Annotated in this window: 26 protein-coding genes; 14 read left to right on the plus strand and 12 right to left on the minus strand. The window is 56.8% G+C overall.

Annotated features, from left to right (window positions below; translation table 11 throughout):
* Nucleotides 1–139 precede the first annotated feature (139 nt).
* A complete protein-coding gene (locus MRBLSP13_RS19980) occupies nucleotides 140–1,048 on the plus strand; it encodes a DUF6119 family protein (RefSeq protein ID WP_414714733.1) in 909 nt (302 codons plus the stop codon).
* A gap of 190 nt (nucleotides 1,049–1,238) precedes the next feature.
* On the opposite strand, the gene MRBLSP13_RS19985 is transcribed toward MRBLSP13_RS19980, so the two are convergent.
* Nucleotides 1,239–2,012 carry a restriction endonuclease gene (locus MRBLSP13_RS19985; protein ID WP_363756264.1) on the minus strand — a complete coding sequence of 258 codons (774 nt, stop codon included), beginning with the start codon at nucleotides 2,010–2,012 and terminating at the stop codon, nucleotides 1,239–1,241.
* Between the two features lie 45 nt (nucleotides 2,013–2,057).
* A complete protein-coding gene (locus MRBLSP13_RS19990; protein WP_363756266.1) occupies nucleotides 2,058–2,477 on the minus strand; it encodes a hypothetical protein in 420 nt (139 codons plus the stop codon).
* A gap of 229 nt (nucleotides 2,478–2,706) precedes the next feature.
* Here MRBLSP13_RS19990 and MRBLSP13_RS19995 point away from each other — a divergent pair, with 229 nt between their 5' ends.
* The 5 genes from MRBLSP13_RS19995 (at nucleotide 2,707) to MRBLSP13_RS20015 (ending at nucleotide 6,076) form a co-directional block, all read left to right on the plus strand.
* A complete protein-coding gene (locus MRBLSP13_RS19995; protein ID WP_363756268.1) occupies nucleotides 2,707–3,270 on the plus strand; it encodes a recombinase family protein in 564 nt (187 codons plus the stop codon).
* Complete coding sequence (locus MRBLSP13_RS20000; protein WP_363756270.1) at nucleotides 3,267–3,461, plus strand: hypothetical protein; 195 nt, start codon at nucleotides 3,267–3,269, stop codon at nucleotides 3,459–3,461. The genes MRBLSP13_RS19995 and MRBLSP13_RS20000 overlap by 4 nt, the downstream gene beginning before the upstream one ends.
* Before the next feature lie 767 nt (nucleotides 3,462–4,228).
* Nucleotides 4,229–4,657, plus strand: a complete 429-nt coding sequence (locus MRBLSP13_RS20005) for a hypothetical protein (RefSeq protein ID WP_363756272.1) — start codon at nucleotides 4,229–4,231, stop codon at nucleotides 4,655–4,657.
* A gap of 94 nt (nucleotides 4,658–4,751) precedes the next feature.
* Nucleotides 4,752–4,979: a helix-turn-helix transcriptional regulator gene (locus tag MRBLSP13_RS20010; protein ID WP_363756274.1), complete on the plus strand. Its 228-nt coding sequence runs from the start codon at nucleotides 4,752–4,754 to the stop codon at nucleotides 4,977–4,979.
* Nucleotides 4,976–6,076 carry a hypothetical protein gene (locus tag MRBLSP13_RS20015; RefSeq protein ID WP_363756276.1) on the plus strand — a complete coding sequence of 367 codons (1,101 nt, stop codon included), beginning with the start codon at nucleotides 4,976–4,978 and terminating at the stop codon, nucleotides 6,074–6,076. Before MRBLSP13_RS20010 ends, MRBLSP13_RS20015 begins: the two co-directional genes overlap by 4 nt.
* Nucleotides 6,077–6,468: 392 nt before the next feature.
* On the opposite strand, the gene MRBLSP13_RS20020 is transcribed toward MRBLSP13_RS20015, so the two are convergent.
* Nucleotides 6,469–6,717, minus strand: coding sequence for a helix-turn-helix domain-containing protein (locus tag MRBLSP13_RS20020; RefSeq protein WP_363756278.1), 249 nt, complete (start codon nucleotides 6,715–6,717; stop codon nucleotides 6,469–6,471).
* A gap of 190 nt (nucleotides 6,718–6,907) precedes the next feature.
* On the opposite strand from MRBLSP13_RS20020, the gene MRBLSP13_RS20025 reads away from it, so the two are divergent.
* On the plus strand, nucleotides 6,908–7,468 hold the full coding sequence (locus tag MRBLSP13_RS20025) for a hypothetical protein (RefSeq protein ID WP_363756280.1): 561 nt from the start codon (nucleotides 6,908–6,910) through the stop codon (nucleotides 7,466–7,468).
* Between the two features lie 214 nt (nucleotides 7,469–7,682).
* A complete protein-coding gene (locus tag MRBLSP13_RS20030) occupies nucleotides 7,683–7,886 on the plus strand; it encodes a hypothetical protein (protein WP_363756282.1) in 204 nt (67 codons plus the stop codon).
* A 712-nt stretch (nucleotides 7,887–8,598) separates the two neighbouring features.
* On the opposite strand, the gene MRBLSP13_RS20035 is transcribed toward MRBLSP13_RS20030, so the two are convergent.
* The 3 genes from MRBLSP13_RS20035 to MRBLSP13_RS20045 form a co-directional block, all read right to left on the minus strand.
* Complete coding sequence (locus tag MRBLSP13_RS20035; protein WP_363756284.1) at nucleotides 8,599–9,366, minus strand: hypothetical protein; 768 nt, start codon at nucleotides 9,364–9,366, stop codon at nucleotides 8,599–8,601.
* 72 nt (nucleotides 9,367–9,438) lie between these two features.
* Nucleotides 9,439–9,804, minus strand: a complete 366-nt coding sequence (locus tag MRBLSP13_RS20040; protein WP_363756286.1) for a DUF6152 family protein — start codon at nucleotides 9,802–9,804, stop codon at nucleotides 9,439–9,441.
* Between the two features lie 56 nt (nucleotides 9,805–9,860).
* Entirely contained in the window at nucleotides 9,861–12,215 is a 2,355-nt protein-coding gene (locus MRBLSP13_RS20045) for a TonB-dependent receptor (protein ID WP_363756288.1), read from the minus strand.
* Nucleotides 12,216–12,693: 478 nt separating this feature from the next.
* Between MRBLSP13_RS20045 and MRBLSP13_RS20050 the strand changes: the two genes are divergently transcribed.
* The 3 genes from MRBLSP13_RS20050 to MRBLSP13_RS20060 all read left to right on the plus strand — a co-directional run bounded on the left by MRBLSP13_RS20050 (nucleotide 12,694) and on the right by MRBLSP13_RS20060 (nucleotide 15,257).
* Entirely contained in the window at nucleotides 12,694–13,059 is a 366-nt protein-coding gene (locus MRBLSP13_RS20050; RefSeq protein ID WP_363737119.1) for a DUF6152 family protein, read from the plus strand.
* On the plus strand, nucleotides 13,049–13,900 hold the full coding sequence (locus MRBLSP13_RS20055; protein ID WP_363737118.1) for a hypothetical protein: 852 nt from the start codon (nucleotides 13,049–13,051) through the stop codon (nucleotides 13,898–13,900). The genes MRBLSP13_RS20050 and MRBLSP13_RS20055 overlap by 11 nt, the downstream gene beginning before the upstream one ends.
* Nucleotides 13,901–13,982: 82 nt before the next feature.
* On the plus strand, nucleotides 13,983–15,257 hold the full coding sequence (locus MRBLSP13_RS20060; protein WP_363737117.1) for a hypothetical protein: 1,275 nt from the start codon (nucleotides 13,983–13,985) through the stop codon (nucleotides 15,255–15,257).
* Nucleotides 15,258–15,359: 102 nt separating this feature from the next.
* Here the strand turns inward: MRBLSP13_RS20060 and MRBLSP13_RS20065 are convergent, their stop codons facing one another.
* The 3 genes from MRBLSP13_RS20065 to MRBLSP13_RS20075 form a co-directional block, all read right to left on the minus strand.
* The gene (locus MRBLSP13_RS20065; RefSeq protein WP_363737115.1) at nucleotides 15,360–16,667 is read right to left on the minus strand and encodes a hypothetical protein; all 1,308 of its coding nucleotides are present in this window, start codon (nucleotides 16,665–16,667) and stop codon (nucleotides 15,360–15,362) included.
* Nucleotides 16,668–16,850: 183 nt separating this feature from the next.
* Nucleotides 16,851–17,801: a LysR family transcriptional regulator gene (locus tag MRBLSP13_RS20070; RefSeq protein WP_363737114.1), complete on the minus strand. Its 951-nt coding sequence runs from the start codon at nucleotides 17,799–17,801 to the stop codon at nucleotides 16,851–16,853.
* Nucleotides 17,802–17,951: 150 nt separating this feature from the next.
* Complete coding sequence (locus MRBLSP13_RS20075) at nucleotides 17,952–18,248, minus strand: hypothetical protein (RefSeq protein ID WP_363756290.1); 297 nt, start codon at nucleotides 18,246–18,248, stop codon at nucleotides 17,952–17,954.
* Between the two features lie 101 nt (nucleotides 18,249–18,349).
* On the opposite strand from MRBLSP13_RS20075, the gene MRBLSP13_RS20080 reads away from it, so the two are divergent.
* The gene (locus tag MRBLSP13_RS20080; RefSeq protein ID WP_363756292.1) at nucleotides 18,350–20,317 is read left to right on the plus strand and encodes a TonB-dependent receptor; all 1,968 of its coding nucleotides are present in this window, start codon (nucleotides 18,350–18,352) and stop codon (nucleotides 20,315–20,317) included.
* 237 nt (nucleotides 20,318–20,554) lie between these two features.
* On the opposite strand, the gene MRBLSP13_RS20085 is transcribed toward MRBLSP13_RS20080, so the two are convergent.
* Nucleotides 20,555–22,051 (minus strand): NAD-dependent succinate-semialdehyde dehydrogenase, encoded by a 1,497-nt coding sequence (locus MRBLSP13_RS20085; protein ID WP_363737113.1) that lies wholly within the window; start codon nucleotides 22,049–22,051, stop codon nucleotides 20,555–20,557.
* Nucleotides 22,052–22,111: 60 nt separating this feature from the next.
* Nucleotides 22,112–23,320: an acyl-CoA dehydrogenase family protein gene (locus tag MRBLSP13_RS20090; protein WP_363756294.1), complete on the minus strand. Its 1,209-nt coding sequence runs from the start codon at nucleotides 23,318–23,320 to the stop codon at nucleotides 22,112–22,114.
* 418 nt (nucleotides 23,321–23,738) lie between these two features.
* Here MRBLSP13_RS20090 and MRBLSP13_RS20095 point away from each other — a divergent pair, with 418 nt between their 5' ends.
* Together MRBLSP13_RS20095 and MRBLSP13_RS20100 are read left to right on the plus strand one after the other, a co-directional pair.
* Nucleotides 23,739–25,064 (plus strand): helix-turn-helix domain-containing protein, encoded by a 1,326-nt coding sequence (locus tag MRBLSP13_RS20095; protein WP_363756296.1) that lies wholly within the window; start codon nucleotides 23,739–23,741, stop codon nucleotides 25,062–25,064.
* Between the two features lie 45 nt (nucleotides 25,065–25,109).
* Nucleotides 25,110–25,484: a hypothetical protein gene (locus MRBLSP13_RS20100; protein WP_363737110.1), complete on the plus strand. Its 375-nt coding sequence runs from the start codon at nucleotides 25,110–25,112 to the stop codon at nucleotides 25,482–25,484.
* Nucleotides 25,485–25,588: 104 nt separating this feature from the next.
* Here the strand turns inward: MRBLSP13_RS20100 and MRBLSP13_RS20105 are convergent, their stop codons facing one another.
* Nucleotides 25,589–26,164, minus strand: coding sequence for a cytochrome b (locus tag MRBLSP13_RS20105; protein WP_363756298.1), 576 nt, complete (start codon nucleotides 26,162–26,164; stop codon nucleotides 25,589–25,591).
* Nucleotides 26,165–26,189: the final 25 nt, after the last annotated feature.

Below are 26,189 nucleotides of genomic sequence, written 5' to 3' on the forward strand. Positions count from 1 at the left end.
GATCGCTTCCATCGCCACCTTCGCCTTGAACTCGGCGCTGTAGCGCTTTCTCGTCGTCTTCATTCCCGTCCATTCCTTCAGGTCGGGATGAGCTTATCACCCTGTCCGAATTGCCGACACCACCTCAGACCTTAAGGCGATGGTCGACGACAATTCATCCGATTTGCATCTTGCTGTTCCCGACATTCTAGCGCCGGATGCCAGCTTAGAAATTGGATACTTCGGAACCGGTTTGTCGCCGGGTCAAAAGACCACCTACGGCGAACTCGCCATCGAGGATTATGTTACTGAACTCCAGAAAGGTGATTTTGATCAGATCACTGACATGACAACGCTGAAAAGCAGTCATGAGATAAGGATCATGTTGGATGGCGAGGGTGACCGCAGCCACAAGCGCAAGCTATACACATGTTTCGTGCATGAGGTTGAATTGCGCAATGAAATATATGTTCTGTTCGACGGGCAGTGGTTCCGGGTCAGCCCAGATTACCACAAAGAGATTGAAGATGCCTACGCTGCTCTGTTGAAGCCCGCATTTCGTGTAATGACGGCCGCCCCAAATGAGCGTGCCTTGATCGCAGAACTTGAACAGGTGCCGGAACTAATCTCTATGGACCAGACCAAGGTTTCGCCAAAGGGTGCGACCAATGCTTCTCTTGAACCTTGTGATTTCTTATCGAAAACTAAACAACTCATTCACCTCAAGGATGGACATTCTTCGGCTCCTTTGAGCCATCTTTGGAACCAAGGGCTGGTGTCGGCGGAGGCATTTGTGTCTGACGAGGTGTATCGTAAGGGGTTCAGAACAGCGACACAGAAGCGCGAAAGGAAGTTTAGCAAGCAGGGGTTTGCCGCGCTGCTACCCGATGGTCGGACCAAGCCAGTTCCCGGTGACTACACAGTTGTCTTTGGCGTGATGCGACGCCCCTATGCGGCGAGCGGGCGCGTTGGGCTGCCGTTCTTCAGCAAGGTCGCCCTTCGTGCTGCCGCAGAGCGGATCAGTCGGATGGGCTTCCCAGTGGAGCTTCATCTGATCCAGAAGCAATGAAGATGCCGGACCAAGAGTTCCCGCACGGCCTTGCCCCACTGAGGCGATCTCTCGACGATCTCTCGACGATCTCAAGCTGTCTCATACGATCCCGGATCATTCCAGTGAAGCATTGTCCCGCATAGTCTAACAAGTCATTGATACCGAAGCCGTTGCTGCCGGGTGTGGATAACGAACAGCCTCAGCCGGATTAATATGGCTTCCACGTGTCTACCAGATCGTCGTGATGGATCAGGATCACATCGTTCACATCCGCGAGGGCCCTCGCGGCCTTAGTGTAGCCATTTGTGGCAATGACCAGAGCATAAGCCGCGTCATAAAACCGCAAAGCCCCTACGATTTCCTGTATGGCTTTGTTACCTACTGCCTTAGCATATCGCTTGCACTGAACGACCATCACGTCATCTTCTTTGGTCGCAATGATGTCCGCGCCCTGATCGCCCGCCGATTTTGTGACTTCTGCTTTCCATCCCAACTGGCGGAGGCGTTCGGCGCAAAAATGCTCATAATCTATCGGGGCGATGTCGGGGTCGAAGTTGCTGGCAAAACTTTGGCGTTGGCGTTCGAACGCCGAATAAACCTTCGGATCGAGAACCTTTTCGTTGAAGTGTGACTGGAGATTTTCCCAGCCGCTTTTGGCGGGAAGCGAAGGAATGATCACATTGTTGAAAAAGTGCGCACGCTCCTTATCCCATGCTTTTGTTTCAACAAGACCATAATCATCTGTTCGAACAAGCTGACGATACCGACGAACGAGTGCGGAAAGATGTTCTTCAACTAACCTTCCTCCTTCTGTTTCGATGACGGCTATCATCTGCTTGTTATTATTGTGTATCATTACGATTGCGATCACCGATATTGCGATGATCAGGAAAATGCCGAATGTTAGTGCATTGAAGAAGCCCATTCCAGCGGATGAACCTAACAATACCACGAGCACTAAAAATCCAACTATGAACTGCATCAATCCCCCCGCACAATTCACTGCAAATCCCGTTGCCTTGATCTATTATCTTTCTGCGGCTTCTTCGCTTACTAATTCCAGAGCTTCAAATCGAAATTTGATCATGTCGTTTAACATTTGCTTGCTAAGGCGGGGGCAACTGTAAGCTCCGCCGCTAATCCACGACGAAGTAGCCGTGAAGCCGTAGTCGACGGCCATGCTGGCCATCTCATCATGCGGAGCAAGATACCAACGGCCGTTGTTGTGAAAAGCGATCCAGATGTCACGATTGAGATATTTTTTCTCGATGGTCCACCGGCCTTTCAACTGCACCTTTCGAACGTCGCCGGTGCGTTCGTTGTAGAGGATGAAGTCGACCCCGCCGTCATAGACGGGAAGAAAGGCATTGAAACCCATGGACAAGGCGAGGCTCACCAGTGAATTTCGATTGATGACCTCTCGGACCTGCGATTTGTAGCGGTTCATGCTGGGTAAAATGGCACAAGTTAGCTTGAGCCGCCAAGTCCTTAAACGCGAAGATAATTCAGCCCGATCAAGCTCATCGAGGCATCCTGAATTTAGGCCGTCAGGGTAATCAATCAGCATCCGACGGGATGAGGCGTTCATCAGAGTATTATCGCCATAATACACTTCGGGCTGGCCTGCACTGCACCAGCGGGTAGACCTTCATTGAACGGAATGACGGGAGACAGACATGTTCGTTGGCTACGCGCGATCAAGCACATGTGAGCAGATTGCGGGACTAGAGGCGCAAGAGCGGCAGCTTCTTGCAACGGGTTGCACCAAGGTCATAACGGAGGCCGCGTCGTCGGTCGCCGTCCGGCCGCAACTGGATGTGGCACTAGATTTTGTCCGCGAGGGCGACGTGTTCGTGGTGACGCGGCTCGACCGGCTGGCCCGGTCCACTACTGATCTTTTGAGCATCGTCGGCAAACTGGAGGCTAAGGGGGTTGGTTTAAGAATTTTGGACTTCGGAGGCAGTGTCATGGATACAAAGTCTCCCAGTGGTAGGCTGCTCCTGACTATGTTCGCTGCCGTCGCGGAGTTCGAGAGGCTGGTCATGCTATCCCGGCAGAAGGACGGCATCGCAAAGGCGAAGGCGGCTGGGAAATATCGTGGCAGAGCGCCGACCGCCCGCGCCAAAGCGCAGCAGGTGCGTGCCATGAAAGACGCCGGAGCAGGCGCGTCTGAAATCGCTGCCGCGCTCGGCATTGGCCGCGCCTCCGTCTATCGGGTGCTTGCCGAGGCGGCGGCATGAAGTCGGCTCAGGAACGCTTTGCAGACCTGACTGCTTTATTAGAAGACCTTCACGGGCTGGCGGTGGAAGGGCGGCAGCCCGATCTTAGCGAAGATATTTCCAAGGCGCTGTGCGCTCACCTTGCGACAGGACTGACACGAGGGAAGCGTCAAATCGCCTCCATCCAGCGATTGCCGTGGAGGACCACATGACCGTGCATCGCGGGTGGTGCCGCTCTTGGTATAACGGGTGGTCCCCGGAGGAACGACAAGCGACCATCCCAATCCAACGGGCCGCATTTCGGCAAGGCTTGATCGCGCGCCCGACGTACTGCTCGATATGCGGATTTGACCGGCCGCCATCGCCCGGCGCGATTACATTGCACCTCGAAAACTACGCAGTTGCGCTCGAAGGCTATGGATGCTGCCGCCGATGTCATGGTGCAATCCACGCCCGGTTCGTCCGCCCTGAGCGTTGGTTGCGGCTGTTGGATCGTCTAGGGCATCAAGGATGGGCGACATGGCTAACCCTGTCCCCGCAATCGCAATGGCAGCCGTTCGCTTTTACGTATCCGGACGGTCTACCGATGGCGTGATTTCGGTTTCGTCGTGCGTTGGGATTGCTGATCGCCCTGTTAACGCGCATCAAGACAACGGGGCAGAGGAACGCTATGGGCCGCCAAAACGTGCTTTAACCTAGGCGATGCTCATTTCGCCGCGTCTGGGGCTGACAGTGTTCACTCGGAGGTTTGATGGGTCGTCCTCGAAAGGTAAGCGGTGCCACAAAGATAGCAAATGCGGAGGAGTTGTTCCGCCAATCGGTAGCGGAGGGCAAGCCCGATTACGGATATGTCGCGCTGGCTATCGGTGACCGTCCCTTCGATCCGCCAGCTTGGGCCATCCTTGAATGTATAGAGCTGCGAGGGGATACCAGCAGGGCGGCAATGAGGGGGCACGATAGGCCAGCCTCCAAACACGCGATGCGAAATATATTGGACGAAATCGTCAGATTTTATTTTGCTGCTGAGCTGAACCACGAGAAGATTACCGGCGTCTCAGCATGGAGAGACGATGTGGAGGCGGACTTGCGCTATAAAGCGCCTCCGCTTCGCCAAGCCATCATCGCGGCATGTCGCAGCTTGGGGACGCGCGAACGGCAAATAGGCAGCGGGGAAGATTGGTTCAGAGACATTCGGGAGGCTTGGGGTTGGGAACAGCAGCATGATGCATTGGTGCCCCGTCATGCGGGTTCCGGAGATTTCAGCGCGACGGAAACCTATCATGAACTGATCGGGTGGAAGGTTACGCGCAGGATTGCTCGCGTGCTGGAGGAATTGCAAGAAGCGGCAGGAGGAGCACCTGCCGATATAGGAAGGGCGCTCTGGATCGCTGATCAACTGTGCGATTAGCAGTCCATGATTTTTATACCCCCCAATGGCTCATGGGTTTGCGCCCGGAAATCCGGGAAATGCCTCTCACCTTCAAACGGAGGCATCGAAGGACATGACAGGCCAAACTCAACTCACCGGAAACCTGCTGACTAGGGTCGAGGTCGCCGAACTTCTCAACGTCACACCGCGCACCTTATATCGGTGGGAGTTGTCCCGCACCGGGCCGCCCAGCATAAAGGTTGGAAGAGCCGCATTTTACCGGCGTGAGGCGCTGAACGCATGGCTGCTGAGCTTGGAAGGCGCTGGTTCCCTTGCAACTGTTGCAAGGAAGCAGTCATGACGCTCCAGCAACAACGCAGATTTGCGCGGCGGCTGCTAAACAAAATTGGCCATCGCAGCCAAGTGCGTGGCAACGCGATAACGGCTGAGCTGCGAGCGCGGGAAATTGAACGGTTCTTGGCGGCGCACCCGGTTCAATCTGCGGCTCTGTATGATATTTGGGCGGACGAATATGGTGCGGTGCAGGCAGAGGAGTGGCGGTCAGCTCGACAGCGCGGCCTGATCTACAATTATGACTACCGCCGCCTGCGAGCGCGCCCGGTGGAGTGGTATCCGAAGCGGCGCGGCACCTCCGGCTTCCGCAAGATATGCATGTTCGGCAGCGAAGAGAAGATGTGGCATCGGCTAGCCCGTGACCTCATCCGTGCCCAGCATCAGCCGAGAGAACATATAGGCGATTGGCGCGGCCGGGGCCGCGACGACCAGATGAAGAAGCTGATCGCCGCCATTAAGTCACCATGGCAAGCCGTGGTGGTCGCAGACATTCGCCGCGCTTTTGAGCATGTGAATGTCGATGCGATTTATGATCTTCCCTACCTGCCCGAACCCTTGATCCGTAGGGCCATCGACCATCGGACCCATAGGTTCGTGTGCAGGGAGCGAAGCCACCGGCAGGGGGATATTGCTCTACCTGACGATGTGGATACGATTGGAATGGTCCCGTCCGGTCTGATGGAAGGGTCGCCTGCGTCGAACGCGATATTTTCAGTGCTTATGGATGATCTGCCGGATCACTTGGATGAAACCATACAGGCTTTTGTCTATTGTGATAACATCATTCTGCTCGCACCGGATAAATCGCAGGCCCGGCGGGCAAAAACATCCTTGGCCGTGTATCTATCCGGTCATCGAGCGGGACCATTTACAATCACAGCCAACGCTCCCGTTTTAGTGACCGAGGGCTTTGAGCATCTCGGATATAGCCTGCGTTTGAAAACCAAGGTTGAAGTCGGGCTGTCCTTGCAGAACTGGATCGAGTTGACGCGCAAGGTGGAGGGGGCGACTAGCCGGGAGGCCATAGAAACTTGGCTTGCGACGTCGTTCTCCCTTCTTGCAGGGGTGCCGCTGGAAGCCATCCGACAAAATCTAGCGGCATAGTCTGATGTCGGGCTGTTCTTCGGCGCGGAATTGGATGCCGCGCCGGAGGAGGGCTTCGACAATGGTTGAGATCGTCGTATATTTCGGCACAGCCAATGGCGAGAAGCCTGCGGATTTTGGTATGCCATCCTCTACCGTCACCTTGCACGATCCCGGTCATATCCCAAGGACAGGCGACAAAATCCGGCTTCGAGGGTCGAGAGTGTCGTGCCCCCGGCTTGGGGTAGTTGAAGAGGTGATATGGACGGCTGACGCAGTTCCCTGTCCCCGTGAGTTCCTTATCGGCGGAGAGGGCGATCAAGGCGTCCCCGTCACTTTCTGTCGGCGAGTTGAGGTGCGTTGCCGGGCGCTGCCTAGCTGACGCGAGCCGCAGGCGGCTGTGAACTTCGCAGCTATTTAGGGTTCGCCGTTAGTCCGGCCTGCTCTGGCCGGAAATCTGGATCGAGTAAATGATGGGCGGGGGTTTTCAACGCCTGTGCGATACGTTGCACGACCTCCAGAGTTGGATTGCGAGCACCCCTTTCAACATCAGACATGTAGGAGCGCGCTATGCCGGAGACGTCAGCGAACGCCTCCTGCGATAGACCCGTTGCCTTCCGCGCCAGCTTCACGTTGCGGCCAAATGTCTGCGGTAGCTCCATCGGCCACTATCAGCAAATAGCAGTGTTCAAGCACCACCCGATATAAGTGACAAAAATGCTTTCTCTGCCTTTCTCAACTGGATAGGCATTGACCTACCGGACCCGACACGTGGGTCGAAAAGGGGACAATCAGAATGGGAAAGCGAAAGAGCGCAGTCGAAAACCTAAACCGCATTTCGGAGCGGCAGGCATGAGCGGCGTGGAGGGTAATCAGAAGAAGCGGCAGGCAGAAGCTCCGCGAGGGGTGGAATGGTGCACCGTTGTGGGAGGGGCCGCCTCGATCTTGTCGCTGGTCGTGCTTGGCGGTTTCGTGTCGGCGATCTGTTTCTTCGTCGCCGGAGGAATGGCTTGGTCTCGATCATTTCAGGAACGTAGAGCGCAGGGAAAGCCCACTGTGGGCAACAAGGCGCGGTTCCTACTCGGCGGCCTTATGGTTGTCTTGGCCGTCGTGATGCTCCCAAAGCCGGGCGAGAAAACCGCGCATGACAAGGCCGCTGTAGCTACCAAAGAAGCGCCTCTCTCAAGCTCCTCAGCATTGGAGCCATGCGAGGAGGCGATCACGCCTCAGCTATCTCACCCCAGCACGGCAGATTTTGACATCGGGGATACGTCCTTCACTGAGGACGAATACGGGGCGACCTTCACCATCGGGCTGACCGCGAAGAACAGCTTCAATCTGGAAACAAAGCTGCGTGCTTTGTGCCGGTTTGAGGGAGGCAAGCTGGTGAACGCCAAAGTAAGCGAAAACTAGCAGCTTCAAATGGTCTGCGCTGGGCGATTTCGGACGATCTACGTCCAGTGTAGATACTAGATATGAGTAGAGATAAGCGAGGGAGGATGAGAAGCAACTGGTTGATTTTGTTGAGAGTTGTGAGGTAATTCTTGCCCCGCATCTACCTCGCTCAACGGAGATTGTTTGAGCGTAACTTCATGGCCGCCCTTCGGTCCACCCATCAGTGTATATCGTGAAGATCGTAAGGAACTATTGCCCTTCCACGGTGGAGTTCCCAACGGGCGATCATGACTTCCGCACGGGAGGCGAAGGGCAGACGCAGGTGTCAATGTCTGTGACCGCGAAAAACGCTTTCAATTTGGAATTGAAGTTTAAGGTTCACTGCGCTTTCAACGGAGCCGAACTGGCCGATTTCGGGATGTCCGAAGCCCCGTGAAGAGAGTGTAGATCGTAGATATAAACGAGGGGGTTGGAGTATTAACCGATTGATTTCGTTGAAATCGTGGCCATGCTTCTTCCCCAGCTCTACTCACTTCAAATCAAAAATCTGCGCCCTTGCTATGTAACACAAGGCTGTTACACGAGGAGATGTAGCGAAGCTGAAAAATGGCGGATTTCTGTGGGTTTAGGGTCTAAAATGCCTTCCCCCCTCGGCTCCACCATTTCTCTTTGAAATCACTCGATTTTTCTGGGATTTGGGTATTCCGCCTTAAAATTGGGAACGATCCTGTCCGGCGAACGGCATCGGCCACTTTCTTGCTGCCGTTTCCCTCGGATCGAGAAACCCAGACGGCATTTAACCCGTAAGATGGCGTTTGATCGCGGCGCCGCTAGTTTGACGAGACCACCTAGCGCAATTCCCGGTCGGGATGGTTTGTTCAGCGCGGCGGCGTCCTCGGCAATGCGCTGTGGACGACTCGCGCCGGAAATGTCAGCCGCACGCGGGACTGCTCCGAAAGATAGGGGGCGACCACCATGGTTATCGAGTTAGGATCCCGCTCGATACGTGCAAGCCGGTCAAGAGCAGTGCGAATCTATCTGGGCTGACCCGAAGTTTTCGCCTCGCATGAGATTCAAGGCAGGCTCTAAATCATAGCACGATGTGCTTTTGGCGTGGCCAAGCGATTCATGCAACTATCATCACGACTCTATGGTGTTTCCACCGCCATGCCCAGGCTGCCGTCAGGCAATATGATCGAACGTTGGTTATCGCAGACATATTCAGAGATCTTGTACGAAAGGGGCTCCTTTTTGTACATGAACTTGAAATTATAATATTCTGAGAGATATTGGGGATCCTCAATCGACACTTCATCTATCAGAAATTTTTCGGCGTCCATGAATATCCTTTCCCTGACTATCATGTTCTTGGAATGGGGAATGTCCATGAACTTTACGTCTTCGCGGATTCCCGCCGTGGTGACCTCGAGAACATCGCCGTTCCATCGCGCCACCGAGTAGCCGAGATAACCCGGATCTATGCTGTCGATCGGCGGCAGGTCTTCATCGAGATAAATGCGCCGGGTTTGCGCCATGAATTCGGAGAGCACCGTGATCTGCTTGAGATCAGGATTTTGCAGAATTTGCAGTGCGTAGTGCGCCCACATGATCATGGGGGTTCCGTCGGGCCGGCAAAGGGCGCTATCGTCGGGCAGCGGATGGCCCGCGGCTTCCGCGGCGGCCCGCTTTTCCTGTAGCTGGTGCCATTGCGTCTTATATGGCTCTCTGAGCGGCGGTTCGCCCGGATCCCATTCCGGAGGGTTCGGTTGACCTGAAAAGGTTCCGGGCAATGGAGGATAGTGATTCCATACCCCGCTGATGTTTGGAATGCCCGCAATGGCAGGCATTGTCAGGGCACAGGCGACGAGCACGATCGCGGATCGCAGGATGCCAAGGCGAGGGGAAGAGCATTTCATCGGATTGCTCCCTTCATGGACGAATTTGGGGGAAGCGTCGACGCGCTGGCGCTCGATCCATAGGTGGCGCGTTCACCATGCGCTCATCGATTTGCCGCCCGGCAGCGTGACGGTCTTCAACATCCCGCCAGGCTTGCCGTTGCGTAGAGGATAGAAGGCGACGTCAATCCTGGTTCCGGGCGTCAGCGTGTTGTGCTTCCAGCCCTGATGCCCCATGAGATTGGGGCTGCTGCATTCGAGCGTATAGGTGGTGGAACCGGCAGTCCCGATGACGAAGACATGCGGATTGGTCCATTCGAAACGTGTCACGACCAAGCCCTTAAGTCTGGTCTCCGTCCTTTGGTCAAACATGGCGAAAGAATGATGGCCCAGGGCAGGGAGTGGGATGATGGCCGCTGCCAGAGACGCAGGCGCCATCCATTTTACAAGCGATTTCATATCCGTTCCTTGGTCGAGAGCAGGGACGGCGGCACCATCCCGTGACCCAGTGGAAATCAAAAATTCAGCTGATACTGCACGCCGATCTGGCGTGGGCGGCTGACCACGCCACGAGGCAGGCGCTGATCATTTTCATCCCGCCGATCGAATGACGAAGATGGCTGGTCCCCATAATTCAATCGCTTATCCAACAGATTCTTGACGTAGATCAGAATCTGCGAATGGCCGATATTCAGACCAAGATTGCCATTGACCATGTCGATCGGTTGCCGCGAGAGAAAGCCGCCCTCGCCATCGGGAACCTTGGTCGAGCTGGTGTAGCTATAGTCTGCGGCGACGAACAGGCTGACATCGTCATTGACCGGCGCTTCATAATATCCGGAAATGGTGCCGGTCCATTTCGGGACCAGGCCCAGGCGGCTATTCGGCGCCTGCGGCAGAACGCCCGGGTCCTTGAGGATTGCGTCGGTGTGACCGAGACCAAGCTGGATTGACAGAGGCACCCCGGCAAAGGGCTTGCCGGAAATTTCGATCTCCGCGCCGTTTATCCGAGCTTTGCCGGCGTTCGTGGTAAACGATATTCCGCAGATCGGGAGCAGGGTGGCCTGTTGTATGTCAGACCAGTCCATTCGAAATGCGGCGGCTGACGCGTTCAGCCTGCCGCCAGCCAAGCGGCTTTTGGCACCGACTTCATAGCTCCACAGTGTGTCGGACTTATACTGTCCAATATCGTCTACCGTGAGTCCCAGCCTGGCAAGATCATCCCCGCAGAAATCGGGCAGACGCGCCTGTCGGCCCCCAGAACGAAATCCCTTGGACACCGAGGCATAAATGTTGCCGCGGTCGCCGATCTCGTAGGAAAGCACGGCCTTCGGCACCAGGCCCGTCTCCGTGTTGTGCACCGCAGGATTTTCCGACATGCCCGTTTCACCATAGATAAATCCGGTGTCGGTGCTGGCGGCGGTGTTCTGGGTTACCCAATATTTTCGTAGCCCCAGCGTCATGGTGAGCCTGGGCGCCAACTCGTAATAGACTTCGCCAAAGAAGGCGGTGTCGATCTTGCGTGTATCTGCGCTGGCTGAGCTCAAATAGGGAGGAATCAAACCCGCGTCTTCCATTTCCTGAACGAAAATGCCCGGCGCAATCGAATAGGAGCGTTGATTCTGGTGGAAGAAGCCGACGATGCCGGAAAGATCCGGCAATATCGTGCCCTGGTCGAACGAAAGCCGCACTTCCTGCGTCAGGCGCCGCTCTTTGGAAAGGCTGGTGACATGGAAGGCCGGTCGCCCCAGATCGATGCCTTCATCCTGTTCGAAATATTGGTTCGTACCTTCCGTATTGTCTTCCAGTTCCCGGATCTTGCGCTTGAAATAGCTGCTCGACGATATCACCGAGAAGCCGTCACCTGCATAATTCAACACCAGCGACGCGATACCCCAGCGATCCTTTGAATATTCCTGCACATCGCGGTCGCGTTCCACCGTGTAGGACAGCGGTCTGTAAGCGGGAAGCGGTACGTAGCTGGCGGGAAAGCCGTGCAGCTTGCTGGTCTGCCCGATGCCGTTGATTGTCGCTTCCAAGTCCTCCGTCAGCTTTACGCGCAACGTAACGGAACCCGTATAGGTGTCGTTACGTCCCTGACCTTTTTTTGAAACGAGTTCGCCGGAGGCCGCGTCCGGAAACCGCCGCGTGATGAAGCCCGATTCCCGTGTATAGCCTAGCGCCACGTCCAGGGCGATCCGGTCCGGAACGAGGGCGGCGTTCACCATGGCGCTACCGTCGAAATCGAATCCGCCATTGCGGGTAGCGCCGCCCTGCACCTGCACAGCGCCGCTTGTTTCGTTAAGCGAGGCCCTTTTCGTGATGAATCGAAGCGTGCCACCCATGGAGCTGGCGCCGAACAGCGTTCCCTGTGGCCCCTTCAAGACTTCGATGCGTTCCAGATTCAACGTTTGGGGACTGACAGATGCCGGGACCGGCGTATCGTTGATGTAATAAGCAGTGGTGTCATTGCCGACCACGCCCCTGATCGTGGTTTGACGATCGCCGCTCCAGAGCAGGTTGCCGCCTTGCCCATATTGGAAGCTTAAATTGGGCACTTTGGTCGCATAGTCGGTGAACGTCTGAATATTCTGCTTTTCGAGGAAGTCGGAAGAATAAGCGGTGATGGAGGCAGGGACGTTGGTCAGCGCTTCGTCCCTGCGGCGGGCCGAGACGATGATTTCCGGGACGCTCACTGCCTCCTGATATTCGCCCTTCCTTTCACTGTTCTCCTGTGCATGCGCAGACTCAACGGGCAATGCCAGCGCCGAGCCGGCAAGAAGAAGGACTCCAAAAGGTAGCGACCCTGCGGCCCTGCCTGTGACGATGCCATATCCTGATGGCATCGTCCGAACTTTGGAATATTTCATGGTCCCTCTTTCCCCGTTTGCATGATGCTATTCGCGCCCGCTCGTTGCAGTGCGCAGCGTTTCCTATCAGCAACACATTCTGCAATTTGTGTAGTTTGTTATCGAAAAGTAAACAAAACAGACCAGTGTAACACTGTTCCGAAACGTTCAGATCCTGGCTGTAACGTTACCGGAAACCCGCGTCGGACTGCCGTTGGCTTGAAGGTTGCCCGCAGATTTCCGGTGGAGGGCAAGGAGGGTTGGCGTGATTGGAGGTTGTTACCCTGCGCAGTGCCCGTTTAACGGTTTCGCGACCCCTTTGTACTTCCGCCGGTGCAATGTTCCGTTACGTTGCGAGGCTCACCGGCTGTTTGGGCGGCTGGGTAAATTGAACCAAACCCGATCGGCCGATAGCCCCGGAAGGCAATCGATCAAGCGGCGATCGAACCATGCAGAGCAATTTGGCGCGGCCGCTCGTCGATCAAGGAGATATCCGTGAATGTCTAAAATCAGAATCCGTGCCGGTGTTCTTGGCGCCAGCCTTCTTGCACTCGGTCAACCTTTGGCGGCGCATCATTCCTTTTCGATGTTTGATCAGACCAGGACTTCCGAACTCAAGGGGGTGTCCGTCGCGCAATTTCAATGGGCAAACCCGCATGTATTCGTGGTCATTAAAAAGGATGAGACCACTTACACGCTGGAATGCGGCAGTCCGTCCAACATGTCAAAGACGGGCTGGAAGTTCAATTCGCTGAAACCGGGGGACAGGATCAACGTCAGCTTCTACCCGCTGCGCAATGGCAAGCCCGGCGGCGCACTGAAGGTCGCCACCCTGCCCAATGGGAGCAAACTGGATGCGTGGTGAACACCAGATGCCTCCCAAGGGGCAAGCCAAGCGAGGAAGAACGGAACAGCTGATGCGTTTAGGCCATCCAGGTGGGCTGACTTTCGCATTGACCGCCACGCTGACATGGGTATGCGGCGGCGTCGCACTTGCTGCGCCCATGCCCGCCAGGCCGGCGGCAGTCGCGAGCGTGAAGGCAGAGCCGGACATCTCAGGTGTCTGGGAACGGTATCCCGGCCCGTTTCTGGACGATGACGAAACAAAGCTGACGCCGCCGCCTGGCAAGGGCCCAGAGTTGAAAGAGCCCTATGCAAGCGAGTGGAGAGCCATTCGCAACAAGCGTCAAGCCGGGCTGACAGCGGGCACACCTCTGGTCGACGCCAGCACGCGTTGCCTTCCCGAGGGCACGCCTGGCATCATGGAGGGGATTTATCCTATCCAGATCCTGCAAAATCCGGGGCAGATCACCGTGCTGGCGGAGCTTTTCATGCAGACGCGCCGCATCTATCTCGATGCGCCTTTCCCCGCCCCCGACGATCTAGCACCGTCCTATTTCGGTTTCTCGTCTGGCCACTGGGAAGGGGACATGCTGGTCGTCGAAACGCGCGGCGTGCAGAAGGACCTCCAGTTCTACGATATTCCTCACAGCGATGCGATGACGATTACCGAGCGATATCGCCTGATCGCACCCGATATGCTGCGGCTGGATGTCTCCGTCGAGGATCCGGAATATCTCAAGACACCATATAGTTTCAGCTGGGAGTATAAGCGCAACCGCGCCTATCGAATTCCTGAATATGTGTGCGATCACCGGCTCGACGTGATCAACTCGGACGGCACCGTATCCATGGGTCTCAAATGAGCAGCCGAGGGCATGGCGTTTGATTTCGGTCGAAATCCGGGTAGCCTACCGAGGAACAGGCGAGCGCCAGACGAAATGGTGAATGACGATCGAAGATAGCTCAGTTTCCGAGGTAATGGCCCGCGCTTTGGCGGAAGAAGGTCGCCGGGTGCGGAGCTTTATCGCCTCGAACCGATCGGATACCTTGCTTCGGCTTTTCGATTTTCTGTTGCAGCAGTCCATCGGAGGGCGCCGGCCCAGAGAAGCGGAAATTGCCGAAGAGGTGTTTCAGGAGGGTTCGAGTGAACCGGGGCATCAGGGTTCCAGGGTCCGGGTCGGCGTCTATCGACTGCGCAAGAAACTGGACCTCTTCTATGTCGACAAACCCGGTGCACGCCTGACCATTCGGCAGGGTGAATATGGTCTTGTCCTCGAAACGCCCAGCATTGGGGGCGAGGAAGCCACACCGGTTGCCGAGTCATCGGGAGTGCCCCGCCAAGGTCTCGGTCTGATAGCGGCAGCCCTATCGCTATTATTGCTCATAAATGCCCTGCTGGCCCTGCTGTATTTCAGCCATGTCCTGGGCTCGGGTGATTCCCTTGGCCGTTCAGAACTTTGGCGCTCTTTTAGTGGAGAGAAAAATCCTCCATTAATCGTCATGGGCGACTATTTCATGTTTGTGAGAAAGCAGAAATCGGATAACTCCGATGAGGTTGTGCAGGATCTTTCGATAGAATCATCCGATACATTTTATGCGTATATCGCAAAAAATGTGGAGATGCGGAACATCTTTAATAATGAAGATCTCTATTCGGTAAGTTCAGATGTTTTGAGCCCGGTTAGCCATATTTCATCTTTTCTTGCAAATGTGTCGTCGCGGCCGGTTACAACATCCGAACTCAATCCCGATATGCTGAGGTCGTCCGGAATCATCTATCTCGGGGCGCTTGATGCAATTTCTCCTTTGCTGAGCAATCCGTTGTTTCAGGCTTCGAAGTTCCGTTGTGGTACGACCTGTTATGAGCTGATCGACACATTGTCCGGGCGGCGATTCCTGTCCGACAGTCCCTATTTGCTGGACGACAGGATTGTCCCCCGGCGAGATTATGGTTATGTCGCCAGCTATCCTGGCCCTTCCGGTAACCAGATACTGATCCTGTCAGGAACGGGAGATGCCGGTGCCGCGCAGATGGCCAATGTCGTCATGGACGCAAAAATGGTGGAGGAGTTGCGCCAGCGCCTTGGCGGAAACTTGCGGTCCTTCGAAGCTCTCTACCAAGTCCGCACGATGTTCAATCGAAGCTATGGCAGCAGGTTGCTGATTGCGAGGCCAATCGATTCACAACGGATGTGGGACAAAACGAAGCGTGATGAATAATCGGGCGCGCCCTCGAGCGTTGTCACTATGAGCGGAAACGCTCTGGTCTTTTGATACCGCATTTTCCGAGCCGTCGACCGTAACGGTCAACTTGAACATGCTCTAGGAAGAGGGCGCTTTGCGTGTGCCGGCATCCAAGGCCCGTGCGATCACGATGCTGGTGTCGAATATCAGTCCACCTGCCGTGCGAATCTGATAGAGCGCTTCAAACGCTTTCGCGCCGCCAGTCTTGCGTGACAGCAGATCGAGTTGTCGTTTGTCTGATACAAGCTTGACCATTTGAGACAGCGCCGTATCATCAATACCTGAAATCACAAGTATCTGGTTGCCGGAGGGCCCAGGATAGCTGGCGATATAGCCATAATCATAGCCATAGGGGTCGCTGGACGGCATATTTTCATCGAAGGATTTCTCGATAGCTGGGCGCACCCTGAAAATTCTGCCGGAGGGCAGGTCCGTTACCTCGTCAGGATCAGGACCAGGCGCAAAGCGGGACTGGCCGAGCACAGCAGATCTCAGCATGCCCAGCTCTGAGAAGTGCTCAATGTAGATGATATCGTCTGAATCGATGGTTTCTTGGGAAATCTGAGAGACTGGAACAATATCGGGCATGCCTCCGTCGGCTCGCACTGATGCGATCAGCGGCAGAAGCGCCGCAGCGCCTGTCGCAACTTTCGCCGGGACACGGCGGATATCACGGTCCCGCAACTTGCTGTATTGATCGGGATGCATTGTCAGATAATTGTCAAGGTCGCGCCCGGAGCGGATTGTCGGGCGCATGGAAAGGCGTTCGATTTTGCCATCCTGTCCGCTCTCGACGACCATATAGAAATCACCCGCCGCGATTAGCGGCAATCGCTTGTGTGTCGCGACGGGTTTCCAGAAAGAGGTTTGGCTGAGGGGCAGGTTGACTGGACTTCCACGGCCACTGGCCAGGAACAATGTCGTCCACAGCGCCAGGGTAACCAAAGAACAGATTGCGATTGCCGCCCATAACCGCTTTTGCCTGGAGTGAGGTCTCCGCAGGTCGGGAAACGTGGCGGCGTCATCCAGGCTTTCGGGCCCATCGGCCAACAGCAGACGATATTCCCCCTTGGGGATTTGCAGCAATGGGCCGCTCTTTCCGGCATTGCAACTTTCGAGCCGCTGGCGAAGGCGGTGGACATGGACCCGCACGGTCGAGTCCTGGGAGGTGTCGAACTCGGCGCTTTTGCCGAACACCGCCATCGCGACTTCGATCTCCTTGGGTGGGCGTGGATCGCCAGACCTTTCGAGCAGATAGTCAAACAAGTGGACGAGAGTTGCGGAACGGCTCTCCCCTATCAGGGTCGCTCGAAATTGCGCGGCCCGTTCGGCTAAGAGCCGTTTCAATTCCACGTCAGCCGGGCCGAAGGGGATGGAGCTTTTCAAATGCTTGTCCGCTACCCTCGATCGCGCCGCGTTTCATAGTTGCGCAGCCATCAGCGCCGAATTCCACGCCGGGGGATGCGGCGACACGCCTGAAAAGAGCACTCTTCTCCTCACCTTGGGAGAGGGAGAGTTCATGGGATCGTGTAACACTGCAGGTGCAAGGACTATCGACATCAAAATCAGCTATATGGCCCGTGCCAGGGGTATGCCGCTTTTCCGTTTCCTCCTGGCTTTGGCAGTGGTCATGATCTCCTGCGAGAAAAAATCGACAAAAGCTTTGACTTTTGCGAGCTGATAACTGCCCTTGGGAAAGATGAGGTAGAGCGGCAGCCGTTCGGAAACAATGTCGGAAAGAATGACCTCCAGAGCGCCGGAACTGATGTCATCCTCGATAAGGAACCGCGGAAGATAGGAAATACCCATTCCCGCCAAGGTTGCTTCCCGCGTCATCCTGACGCTGTTGGATGCGAGCGAGCCGCGGCTGACGGAAACGATCTCGTCGGACGATAACCGCCACTCGCCAAGCTTGGACAAGTGAGTTTCCAGGATGCACGGATGCTCCTTGAGATCTGCGGCGGAAGCCGGCCTGCCGTTTGCGTCCAGATAATCGGCCGAAGCTACAAGGGCCATTTCATAATCGCGCAGCTTTACCGAATCCAGATCTGGATCATAGGTGTCCCCCACCCAGAAGGCGACGTCGAACTTGCCCTTGAGCAGATCGGCCCTCGTGTCCGACAGGTTCATGATCAGCCGGACGTCCGGATATTCCTGCAAGAATCGCGGAATGATTTGGGTGACGTTGAAAAGGGAAGCGACAACGGGCGCATTCACCTTCAGATCGCCACGAGGCTTTGACAGCATTCCGGAGATGACCTGATTGGCCTCGCTCACCTCGTCGACGATCCGCGCGCAGCGGGCGTACATCTCCTTGCCCGACGGCGTCAGCGTCACGGTACGAGTAGTGCGATCGAGCAACTTCAGTCCGATCGTCGCCTCGAGCCGCGAGATCTGCCGGCTGACCGCGGCCTTGGAATAGCCCAATGTCTTGGCAGCGGCAGAAAAGCTGCCGGAGCTCACTACCGCCGCAAACGACATCATTGCGATCGCGTTGCCGATATCCAGCTTGTCGTCCATCTTAAAACCTTCTGTCCTCTTGCAATGCTGAATATTTCATTGAGTTGCGCCGGGTGTCCTCGTGAGCGAATAGCGCTCAATGCATGCGGTTTGCCGATTCCTTGCAGACTCTCTCGGCGACATTGCGATCGTGGCATCCGAGAGATTGTTTCAGTTGTTACTCAGAGTCACGCCGTGCAATCTCCTCTCTTGCAAACCGGGGCCGCCGGGCTGGTGCCTCTCGTTTTTTGAGAGTTTACTGTAGGTAACAGTTCCCTCAGCAGCAAGCATCTGTTGCGGATAACGGGCAAAAATCGCCTTCAGATCGCGGGTCGGTGCGACGATTTCCTCCGAACTTGTGCAAGAGGGAAACGCGATCGACACCGTTACAAACCGTAAACAACGAGACGCGTGCGGTTGCTGCAGCAAAGGAGGAAAGGCTTCGACCACGCGCTGACAGGTGATCATTGAAACATTCGCAACTTCCCATTTTCGCCTCCGCTGCATTGGCGGTGGCTGCCCTGCCTGCTTTTGCCCATGAAGAGGATACCCAAGCGGCTCTCTCGCCCTTGAGGGATGAAGGGGCCCCGAGCGAGCAGGACAAGTCCGGGGATCGAGACGGAAGCGCGATCGTGGTCTTCGGTCGCGGCGAGAACAAGATCGGCTCCGCTGGAGCGGCGAGTGAAGGCAGCGTCTCTGGCTCCGACCTTCTCATCCGTCCGCTGGTCAGGGTTGCCGAACTGCTCGAATCGGTTCCAGGCATGATCGCGGCCCAGCATTCCGGAAGCGGCAAGGCCAATCAATATTTCCTGCGTGGCTTCAACCTCGACCATGGGTCGGATTTCACGACCTATATCGATGGCGTTCAGATGAACCTGCGTTCGCATGGTCATGGGCAGGGCTATCTCGATCTTAACGGGCTGATTCCCGAAATCGTCGACCGCGAAGATTATCGGAAAGGTCCCTATCGAGCCGACGGAGGTGATTTTGCCCTTGCGGGCGCGGCCTATCTGACGACGATCGATCGCTATGCCGCGCCATGGGCATCGATAGAGGGGGGGTCTTATGGCTGGCGGCGTCTTGCCGGAGGCGGCTCGATCGATGTTGGCGGGAACAGCTTAACGCTCGTTGGCCAGTACAAGATGTATGATGGGCCATGGCAGGAAGCGGAGAAGCTCCGACATCTTTCGGGCTTCGGCAAATATCTCGTCACTACGGGCTTTGGCAGGCTGGATTTTACGCTGCACGCCTATCACGCCACTTGGCGGCCGACGGAACAGATTCCGGAACGGATCGTCGGATCGGCGTCATGCCCGGATGTCTTTTGTTCTCCGGACCCCTCGGCGAGGGGGCGAACGACGCGGTTGGTGGCTGCTGTCCGCGCAAGCGGCAACGGGTGGTCGGCCAATCTCCATGGGCAATTCTATGATTGGGAGATGACCTCCAATCCCACCTATGCCAACGCAGATGGCAGCAGCGCCCAGATCGATCAGTTCGACAAGCGTTTCATTGTCGGTCTGGATGCGCGCAAGGATTTGACGCTGCTGCCCTGGCTCGACCTGACGGTGGGAACGGAGAATCGTTTCGACGACATTGGTACTGTTGGTGTGCACCACACTGATCAGCGGCGCTTCGTCAAATCCCTCGGCGTCTACCGCGTGAAGGAGGGATCGCTCGCGCTGTTCGGTGAAGCGACACTCCGGCCGTTGCCCGGCCTTCGCGTGATCGCCGGGCTACGTGGCGATCATTATGGTTACTCGGTTCGTGCGAAGGATGCCGAAGCCCTGGCTCTGGGAGAAGGCAGCGGGCACGCAACCCTTGTTTCTCCGAAAATCGCGCTTGCCTATTCCCCCGCGCCAATCCTCGAATTCTACGTCAATCTGGGGCGCGGTTTTCATTCGAATGACGTCCGCGGCGCAGTCAATAGCGCGTCGCCTGTTCCTGTCTTAGTGCGAGGCACCGGCAAGGAGATCGGTGCTCGGCTCCAGCATGGGCCGTTCAGCCTGACGGCAACCTATTTCTGGCTCGATGTCGGCAGCGAGTTGCGGTTTGTCGGCGATTCCAATGCGGTGGAGCCAACAGGCGCCAGTCGGCGTCGCGGCTACGAACTGGTGGCCTTTTGGCGGCCGACCCCATGGCTCGCTATCGACGGCAATTACACGGCAAGCCATTCGCGCTACGACAATGGCGACCATATTCCCAACGCTTTCGAAAACGCCGCGTCGGCGGGCGTGTCAGCGGTATTCAAGGGGTGGGTTGCAAGCGCGCGTCTTCGCCATCTCGGCCCCTATGCGCTGATCGAGGACAACAGCGTTCGCGATAAAGGGAGCACGGTGGTTAACGCCAGGGTGGCATGGAAACCCCGCAATCTCGAAATTTACGGCGAACTTCTCAACGTTTTGAACAGTCGAGACAAAGACATCGCCTATTATTATGAGTCCTATATTCCTGGCTACGATGCCGGGCCTGTCGAAGGACGGCTGAGCCGTGTCGTAGAGCCGCGAACGTTACGTCTGGGCGTAAAGTACAGTTTCTGAAAATTTTACAGGAGGATGTCTTCCTGTTCTTCGGAGGACCGATCTCTTGCTCCTCGGCGCGCCGAACAAAGCCATGCGGGAGAAGGATCACATCGGAACGGGGAGGAATGAGAATGAACTTGCTGATGAGAGGGTGCAGGTCAAGAATCCTTCGACGGTGCGAATTCAGCGGATCGTGGGAAGGAGGAAGCCCCGCCTTGCGCGCGGCAAGGCAGGGCTGACTTAAGGGCCGGGCGATCAGTTGCCGACGGAAAGGCAGATCGTCTTCATCTCCAGATAGTCGTCGACCCCATATTTCGAGCCTTCGCGGCCAAAGCCCGACTCCTTGACGCCGCCGAAAGGCGCAATCTCGGTGGAGATCAGGCCCGTGTTGACCCCGACCATGCCATATTCCAGTCCTTCCGAAACACGCCAGATACGCTCCAGATCGCGCGTGAACAGATAGGATGCGAGGCCTGCCGTGGTGTCATTGGCAAGCTTGATCGCTTCAGCCTCGTCCCTGAAGCGTACCAGGCCAGCGAGAGGACCAAATGTCTCTTCGCTGCACATGAGAGCATCATGGGATACATCGATCAGGACGGTAGGCGCAAAGAACGAGCCTCCGCCCTTGATCCTGTCACCGCCCGTCAGGATCCTGGCGCCGCGCTTCACTGCATCCGCCACATGGGCCGCGACATCGGCGACCGCCTGATCGTTGATAAGCGGCCCCTGGTCGCTGGGTCCGGCAAGGCCATCACCCACGACAAACTGGCCAACACGCGCTGCCAGTTTTCGCGCAAATTCATCATAGATGCCGTCCTGAACGAGGAAGCGGTTGGCGCAGACACAGGTCTGGCCAGTATTGCGGAACTTGGAGACGAGGGCGCCTTCGACCGCGGCATCGAGATCAGCATCATCGAAAACGATGAAGGGTGCGTTGCCGCCCAGTTCCAAGGACAGGCGCTTGACCGTCTGCATGCACTGCGCGGCCAGCCTCTTGCCCACCGCGGTGGAGCCCGTGAAAGTGAGCTTGCGCACCCGCTGATCGCTGGTGAGGACGTTGCCGATCGCCTGCGCGTTCCCGGTGATGACGTTAAAGACGCCGGCGGGAATGCCGGCATCCTCGCCAAGCTTTGCCAAAGCCAGAGCGGAGAAGGGCGTGAAGCCGGCGGGCTTCAGAACCATGGTGCAGCCGACCGCCAAAGCTGGGCCCGCCTTGCGCGTGATCATGGCGAGCGGAAAATTCCAAGGCGTGATGGCAGCTACGACACCGATGGGCTGGCGAACCACCATGATCCGTCGATCGGACCGGTGGGGTGTCAGCACATCGCCGTCGATGCGACGGGCTTCCTCGGCAAACCATTCGAGATAGGATGCGGCATAGTCCACTTCGTCCCGCGCCTCGGAGAGCGGTTTGCCTTGTTCGGCTGTCAGGATGCGGGCAAGGCCGTCCTTGTTTTCCGTGATGAGCTCGCCCCAGCGCCGCAAGATCTTGCCGCGCTCCTTGCCCGTGCGCGTCTTCCATCCCGCAAAGGCTTTCTCGGCGGCATCGACAGCTTCGGTGGCTTCAGCCTCGCCAAGATCGGGCACATGGCCGATGATCTCCCCAGTGGCCGGGTTGTCGACCGCTATGGATTTGGACCCGGTCAGCCAATTCCCACCGATGTAGGAGGCCGAACGAAAAAGATCGATGCCCTGCAGCGACGGGATGAGCGCGGGACCTGATTCAGCCCGGAGCGCGTCAGTAACGGTCATGATATTACCTCGAATCTTGGGATTGCGCGCCTTTCTCATGCCGAAGGCAGGCGGCGATCGTCAGACATCCTCGCAATCATTGGGAAAGCCGAAATAGACGGCTGCGAGATTGCGGGCATAGGGGAGCGGATTATTCATCGCATGCGCACGCGCGCAGTGAATATCAAGGAAGGCACGCTGCATGGCATTGCCCCTGTAGATTGCCTTGCCTCCGCTAAACTGCATCAGCTTGTCGACTTCCGTGACGCAACGGCTCACGGTCATCGTCGTCGATACGGCCAGTTCGGCGCGCCGTTCGATCGGCCAGTCATTATTTTCAGCGCGGCGTGTCAACTCGTTCAGATCCCGATCGAGGACGAGTTCGAGCTCGTCGAGCGTACGCTGGGCCTCCACCACGGCTTGCTGGATCGAGGGGTCGTTCGCCAGTCGCAAGCCAGTATAGGTCGCACGTTTTGCGCGGGTATTGTCGATGAATACTTCCACTGCACGCTTGAGAGCGCCCAATGAGGTGATCGCGACGGTCCGGTTGAACAGCTGCGCGAACGGGATTTTGTACAGGGGCGCGGGATGTGCGACATGGCCGGGACAATCGAGCATGAACATGGAATGTTCGCTGATCGCGCGATACTCGGGCACAAAGACGTCCTCGACGACGATGTCGTTGCTGCCGGTTGCGCGAAGGCCCATCACGTCCCAGTTTTCGACGATGCGGTAATCGGGACGTGGAACGAGGAAATGAAGCGCTTCGGGCTTTTCGCCTTCGCCTGCCGGCGCCATGCCGCCCAGTATCACCCACTTGCAATGGGCTGATCCACTGGAGAAGGCCCAATGGCCACTGAGGCGAAAGCCGCCCTCGACGCGCATCACCTTACCCGCCGGCATCTGCGACGAACTGAGGCGGACCGATTTATCTTCCCCCCAGACATCCTCCGCGGCCCGCTCGTCGAACAAGGCCAGTTGCCAATTATGGACGGCGACAACGCCATAGACCCAGGCGCTGCTCATGCAGCCCTCTGCGAGGATGCGCGTCACATCGCAATAGATTTTGGGCGACAATTCATAACCGCCATAGCGGGCGGGCTGGAGAATCTTGAAAAAGCCGGCCTGCTCGAAATCCTCGATGGTTTCAGGAGGAACTTGGCCGCCGGCATTTGCGGCGGCTTCGCGTTCGCGAAGGACCGGAACGAGGTTCCGGGCGCGTTCGCGCAGTAGATTGGCAAGATCGTCGCTCGCTTCGTTCCGCGACGGCTGCAATGCAGCGTGGCCCATGGCAATCCTCTTTAGCTGATATGTTTCGATCGTAATTGAAAAATAGCAACGCTATGCCGATATTATGCCATACTGTTTACGAAATGCAATACTGTTGCGCGTCGCTGCCTGGGCGGTAAAGGGAGTTTGCGGTAAACGTCCCCAACATCGCGACCATCTCAGGGCTGGCACCCGCCGAAATGCCCATCTGCAATTGCATTCCCCTCACTCCGCAGCAGGAAAGTTTACAATCTTGGACATTTCTCTCATATTGTTACCGCAAAGGCGTGCTGGGGTTGGTGCGCGGATGAAACCGGGGAGAGCGTGATCACCATGGATTTCGACCTGGAGGGTTCAAATTCCAAGCCGAGCCAAAGCTTTCTGGAGATTGGTGTGTCGGAAAAGGGTACCAAGCGGCTCAGAAACCTGGGTAGCATGCGTGGCGTCTGAAACCGGCAAGGAATTCGAAGCGCTTTGCAACGAGGCGGCGCTTGTCAGGCCCAAAATCACCTCGGCTCGATCAGATACGATGGTCAAGCTGTTCGACTATCTGCTTGAACGCACGATGGCGGGACAAGCGCCAAAAGAGATGGAGATCTTCCATGCCGTTTTCGCGAAGCGCACGCCCGAGGACGGCGGGCAGGATTCGACCGTCCGGGTCTACATGCACAGGCTGCGCGGCAAGCTGGACGATGTTTACGCTGACCGTCCGGGCGCGCGCCTCATCATCCCAAAGGGTGAATATCGCATCCTGCTGAGCGATCCCGCGGAGTTAAACCCACCCCGTCCGCCAGCGATGGCATGGCGGGCTGTTCACGCCGTCCGGGAACATCGACGCCTGCTCTGTATCATTGCTCTCGTGTCCCTGCTCAATATTGCGCTCTGGGTCTGGAAGGACCATCGCGATCGACAATCTGCCCCATTGGCGGACAGTTTTCTCTGGCGTCCGTTCGCAGAAAATGACGCCACTAATCTGGTGGTGGCGGGCGACCATTACCTGATCGGCGAACAGGCGCGCGGGCGAGTAACGCATCTTGTGCGCGACTTCTCTATCAATTCGAAGGAAGATCTTGAAATATATCTCATGAGTCATCCCGAGGACTTCGGGCGCTACACTGACGTCAATCTCAATTACATGCCGATCAGCGTTGCTTCCGCTTTGAACGACATCATTCCGGCGGTGAAGAATGCCGATCGGGCCAAGCCTCGGTCGAGCGTCATTGCCATGTCCCATTTGAATCCCGATCTCATGCGAAAATCGAACGTCATCTATGTCGGGCTTCTCAGCGGTCTGGGGATATTGCGCGATCCGCTGTTCGAGGCGTCCGGCTTCGAAGTTGGGGCGACCTATGATGAGCTGATCGATCGGGCCACAGGCAAGCACTATATTGCCAATTGGGGTCCGTTCGATGGAGAGACCAAGCCACAGATCGATATCGGGTATCTGGCCAGCCTGCCTGGGCCCTCGGGCAATCCCATCCTCGTCATCGCGGGGACCCGCGATGCGGCGGTCATGCAGATGGCTGAGGTCAGTGCGGATCCGGGACAGCTGGAGGTACTGCAAAAGCGCTTGGGAGGGCAGGGGCCCTTCGAAGCGCTGTTCCGGGTGCGTTCGATCGGCAACATGAACGTCGACAGCGCATTGCTGCTCGCCCGTCGCCTGACTGCTACAAATGTTTGGACCCGTCAATTTCCAGACCAGCAGTTCCCCGATTCAGACCCCCAGACCGCTTCGCTCGCGGAGCGCCGCAGAGGGACAGACTGATCTCTTGCAACGCCCGACGAGGCATTTCTCAGGGAAGGCCGACCGATGCTCCATTATACACTCGACCCGGCTACGCGGCGGCTTCACTTGCGCTACAAAGGTTTCTGGTCCGTAGCGGAGGCTCTGCAAGCGCAAGCAATTTTCGAAGAGGCGCTTGACCGTGCGATGGCTGCCGGGAGCTCCTTTACGCTGCTGGACGATCTTTCGGAATGGGGTGCGCAATCCCAGGAAGTCGTCGAACTGAACAAGCGTTTCGTCGATCTGTGTATCGGCAGGCCGATCAGCCGCAATGCGATGGTCATCCCTCAGGCGCTTTTGCGCATGCAAGTGCACCGTACTCTGAAGCAAATGGAAAATTGCGTCATTTTCTCGGCATTCCACGAAGCGGATAGCTGGTTGAGGGAGGTCGAGCCGCAATGACGGTGCCCCTCAGTAGCCCATGCTTCATTGCCGTGTGACATTGCGGCCGGTTTAGGGCCGCGATCATGCCTAGGTTCAGAAGGCTGGGCCATCGTTTCTCCGGTTCAAAGCATGCGGTGCAGCACATCGCCCGCACGCGTGTGATCGAAGAAGCGGTGTTTTATGGCGCCGGCGACATGGAGCGCAATCAATCCCAGCAAGCTATAGGCCAACACCTTGTGAAGCCATTGGAAGACGGCGAACCAATTGTCATTCTTCGGGAGCAATTCGGGCAGGTTGGTACCGAAGAAAAAGACGCCATCGCTCATCGTATAGGTGCTCGACATGAAATAGCCCATCACGGGCACGAGCACGAGAAGCACATATATGGCACGATGCACGAACTTGGCGAGAAACCGCTCACCGCGCGTGAGTGCCTCTGGCGGTTCGGGCAAATCTGTCCGGGCGCGTATGATGAGCTGGACGACAACGACGAGAAAGGCAAGCAGTCCGAAGGATTTATGCCAAGGATAGAAGATGCCATATTTGGCGGGGACTTCATCCGCAAGGGACGTCATGGTCCACCCCACGATGATAAGGCCCAGGATCAGCACGGCGCGCGTCCAATGAAGGAGCCGGAGGGAGGGGGGGTAACGATCGACCACGCTTTCGCCAGTCCTGGGCTGCTCCGTCTCTTCCATCTCTTGTCTTCCTGTTTTGTGGACC

The sequence above is a fragment of the Sphingobium sp. LSP13-1-1.1 genome (genome assembly GCF_040676415.1).
Taxonomy (GTDB): Bacteria; Pseudomonadota; Alphaproteobacteria; order Sphingomonadales; family Sphingomonadaceae; genus Sphingobium.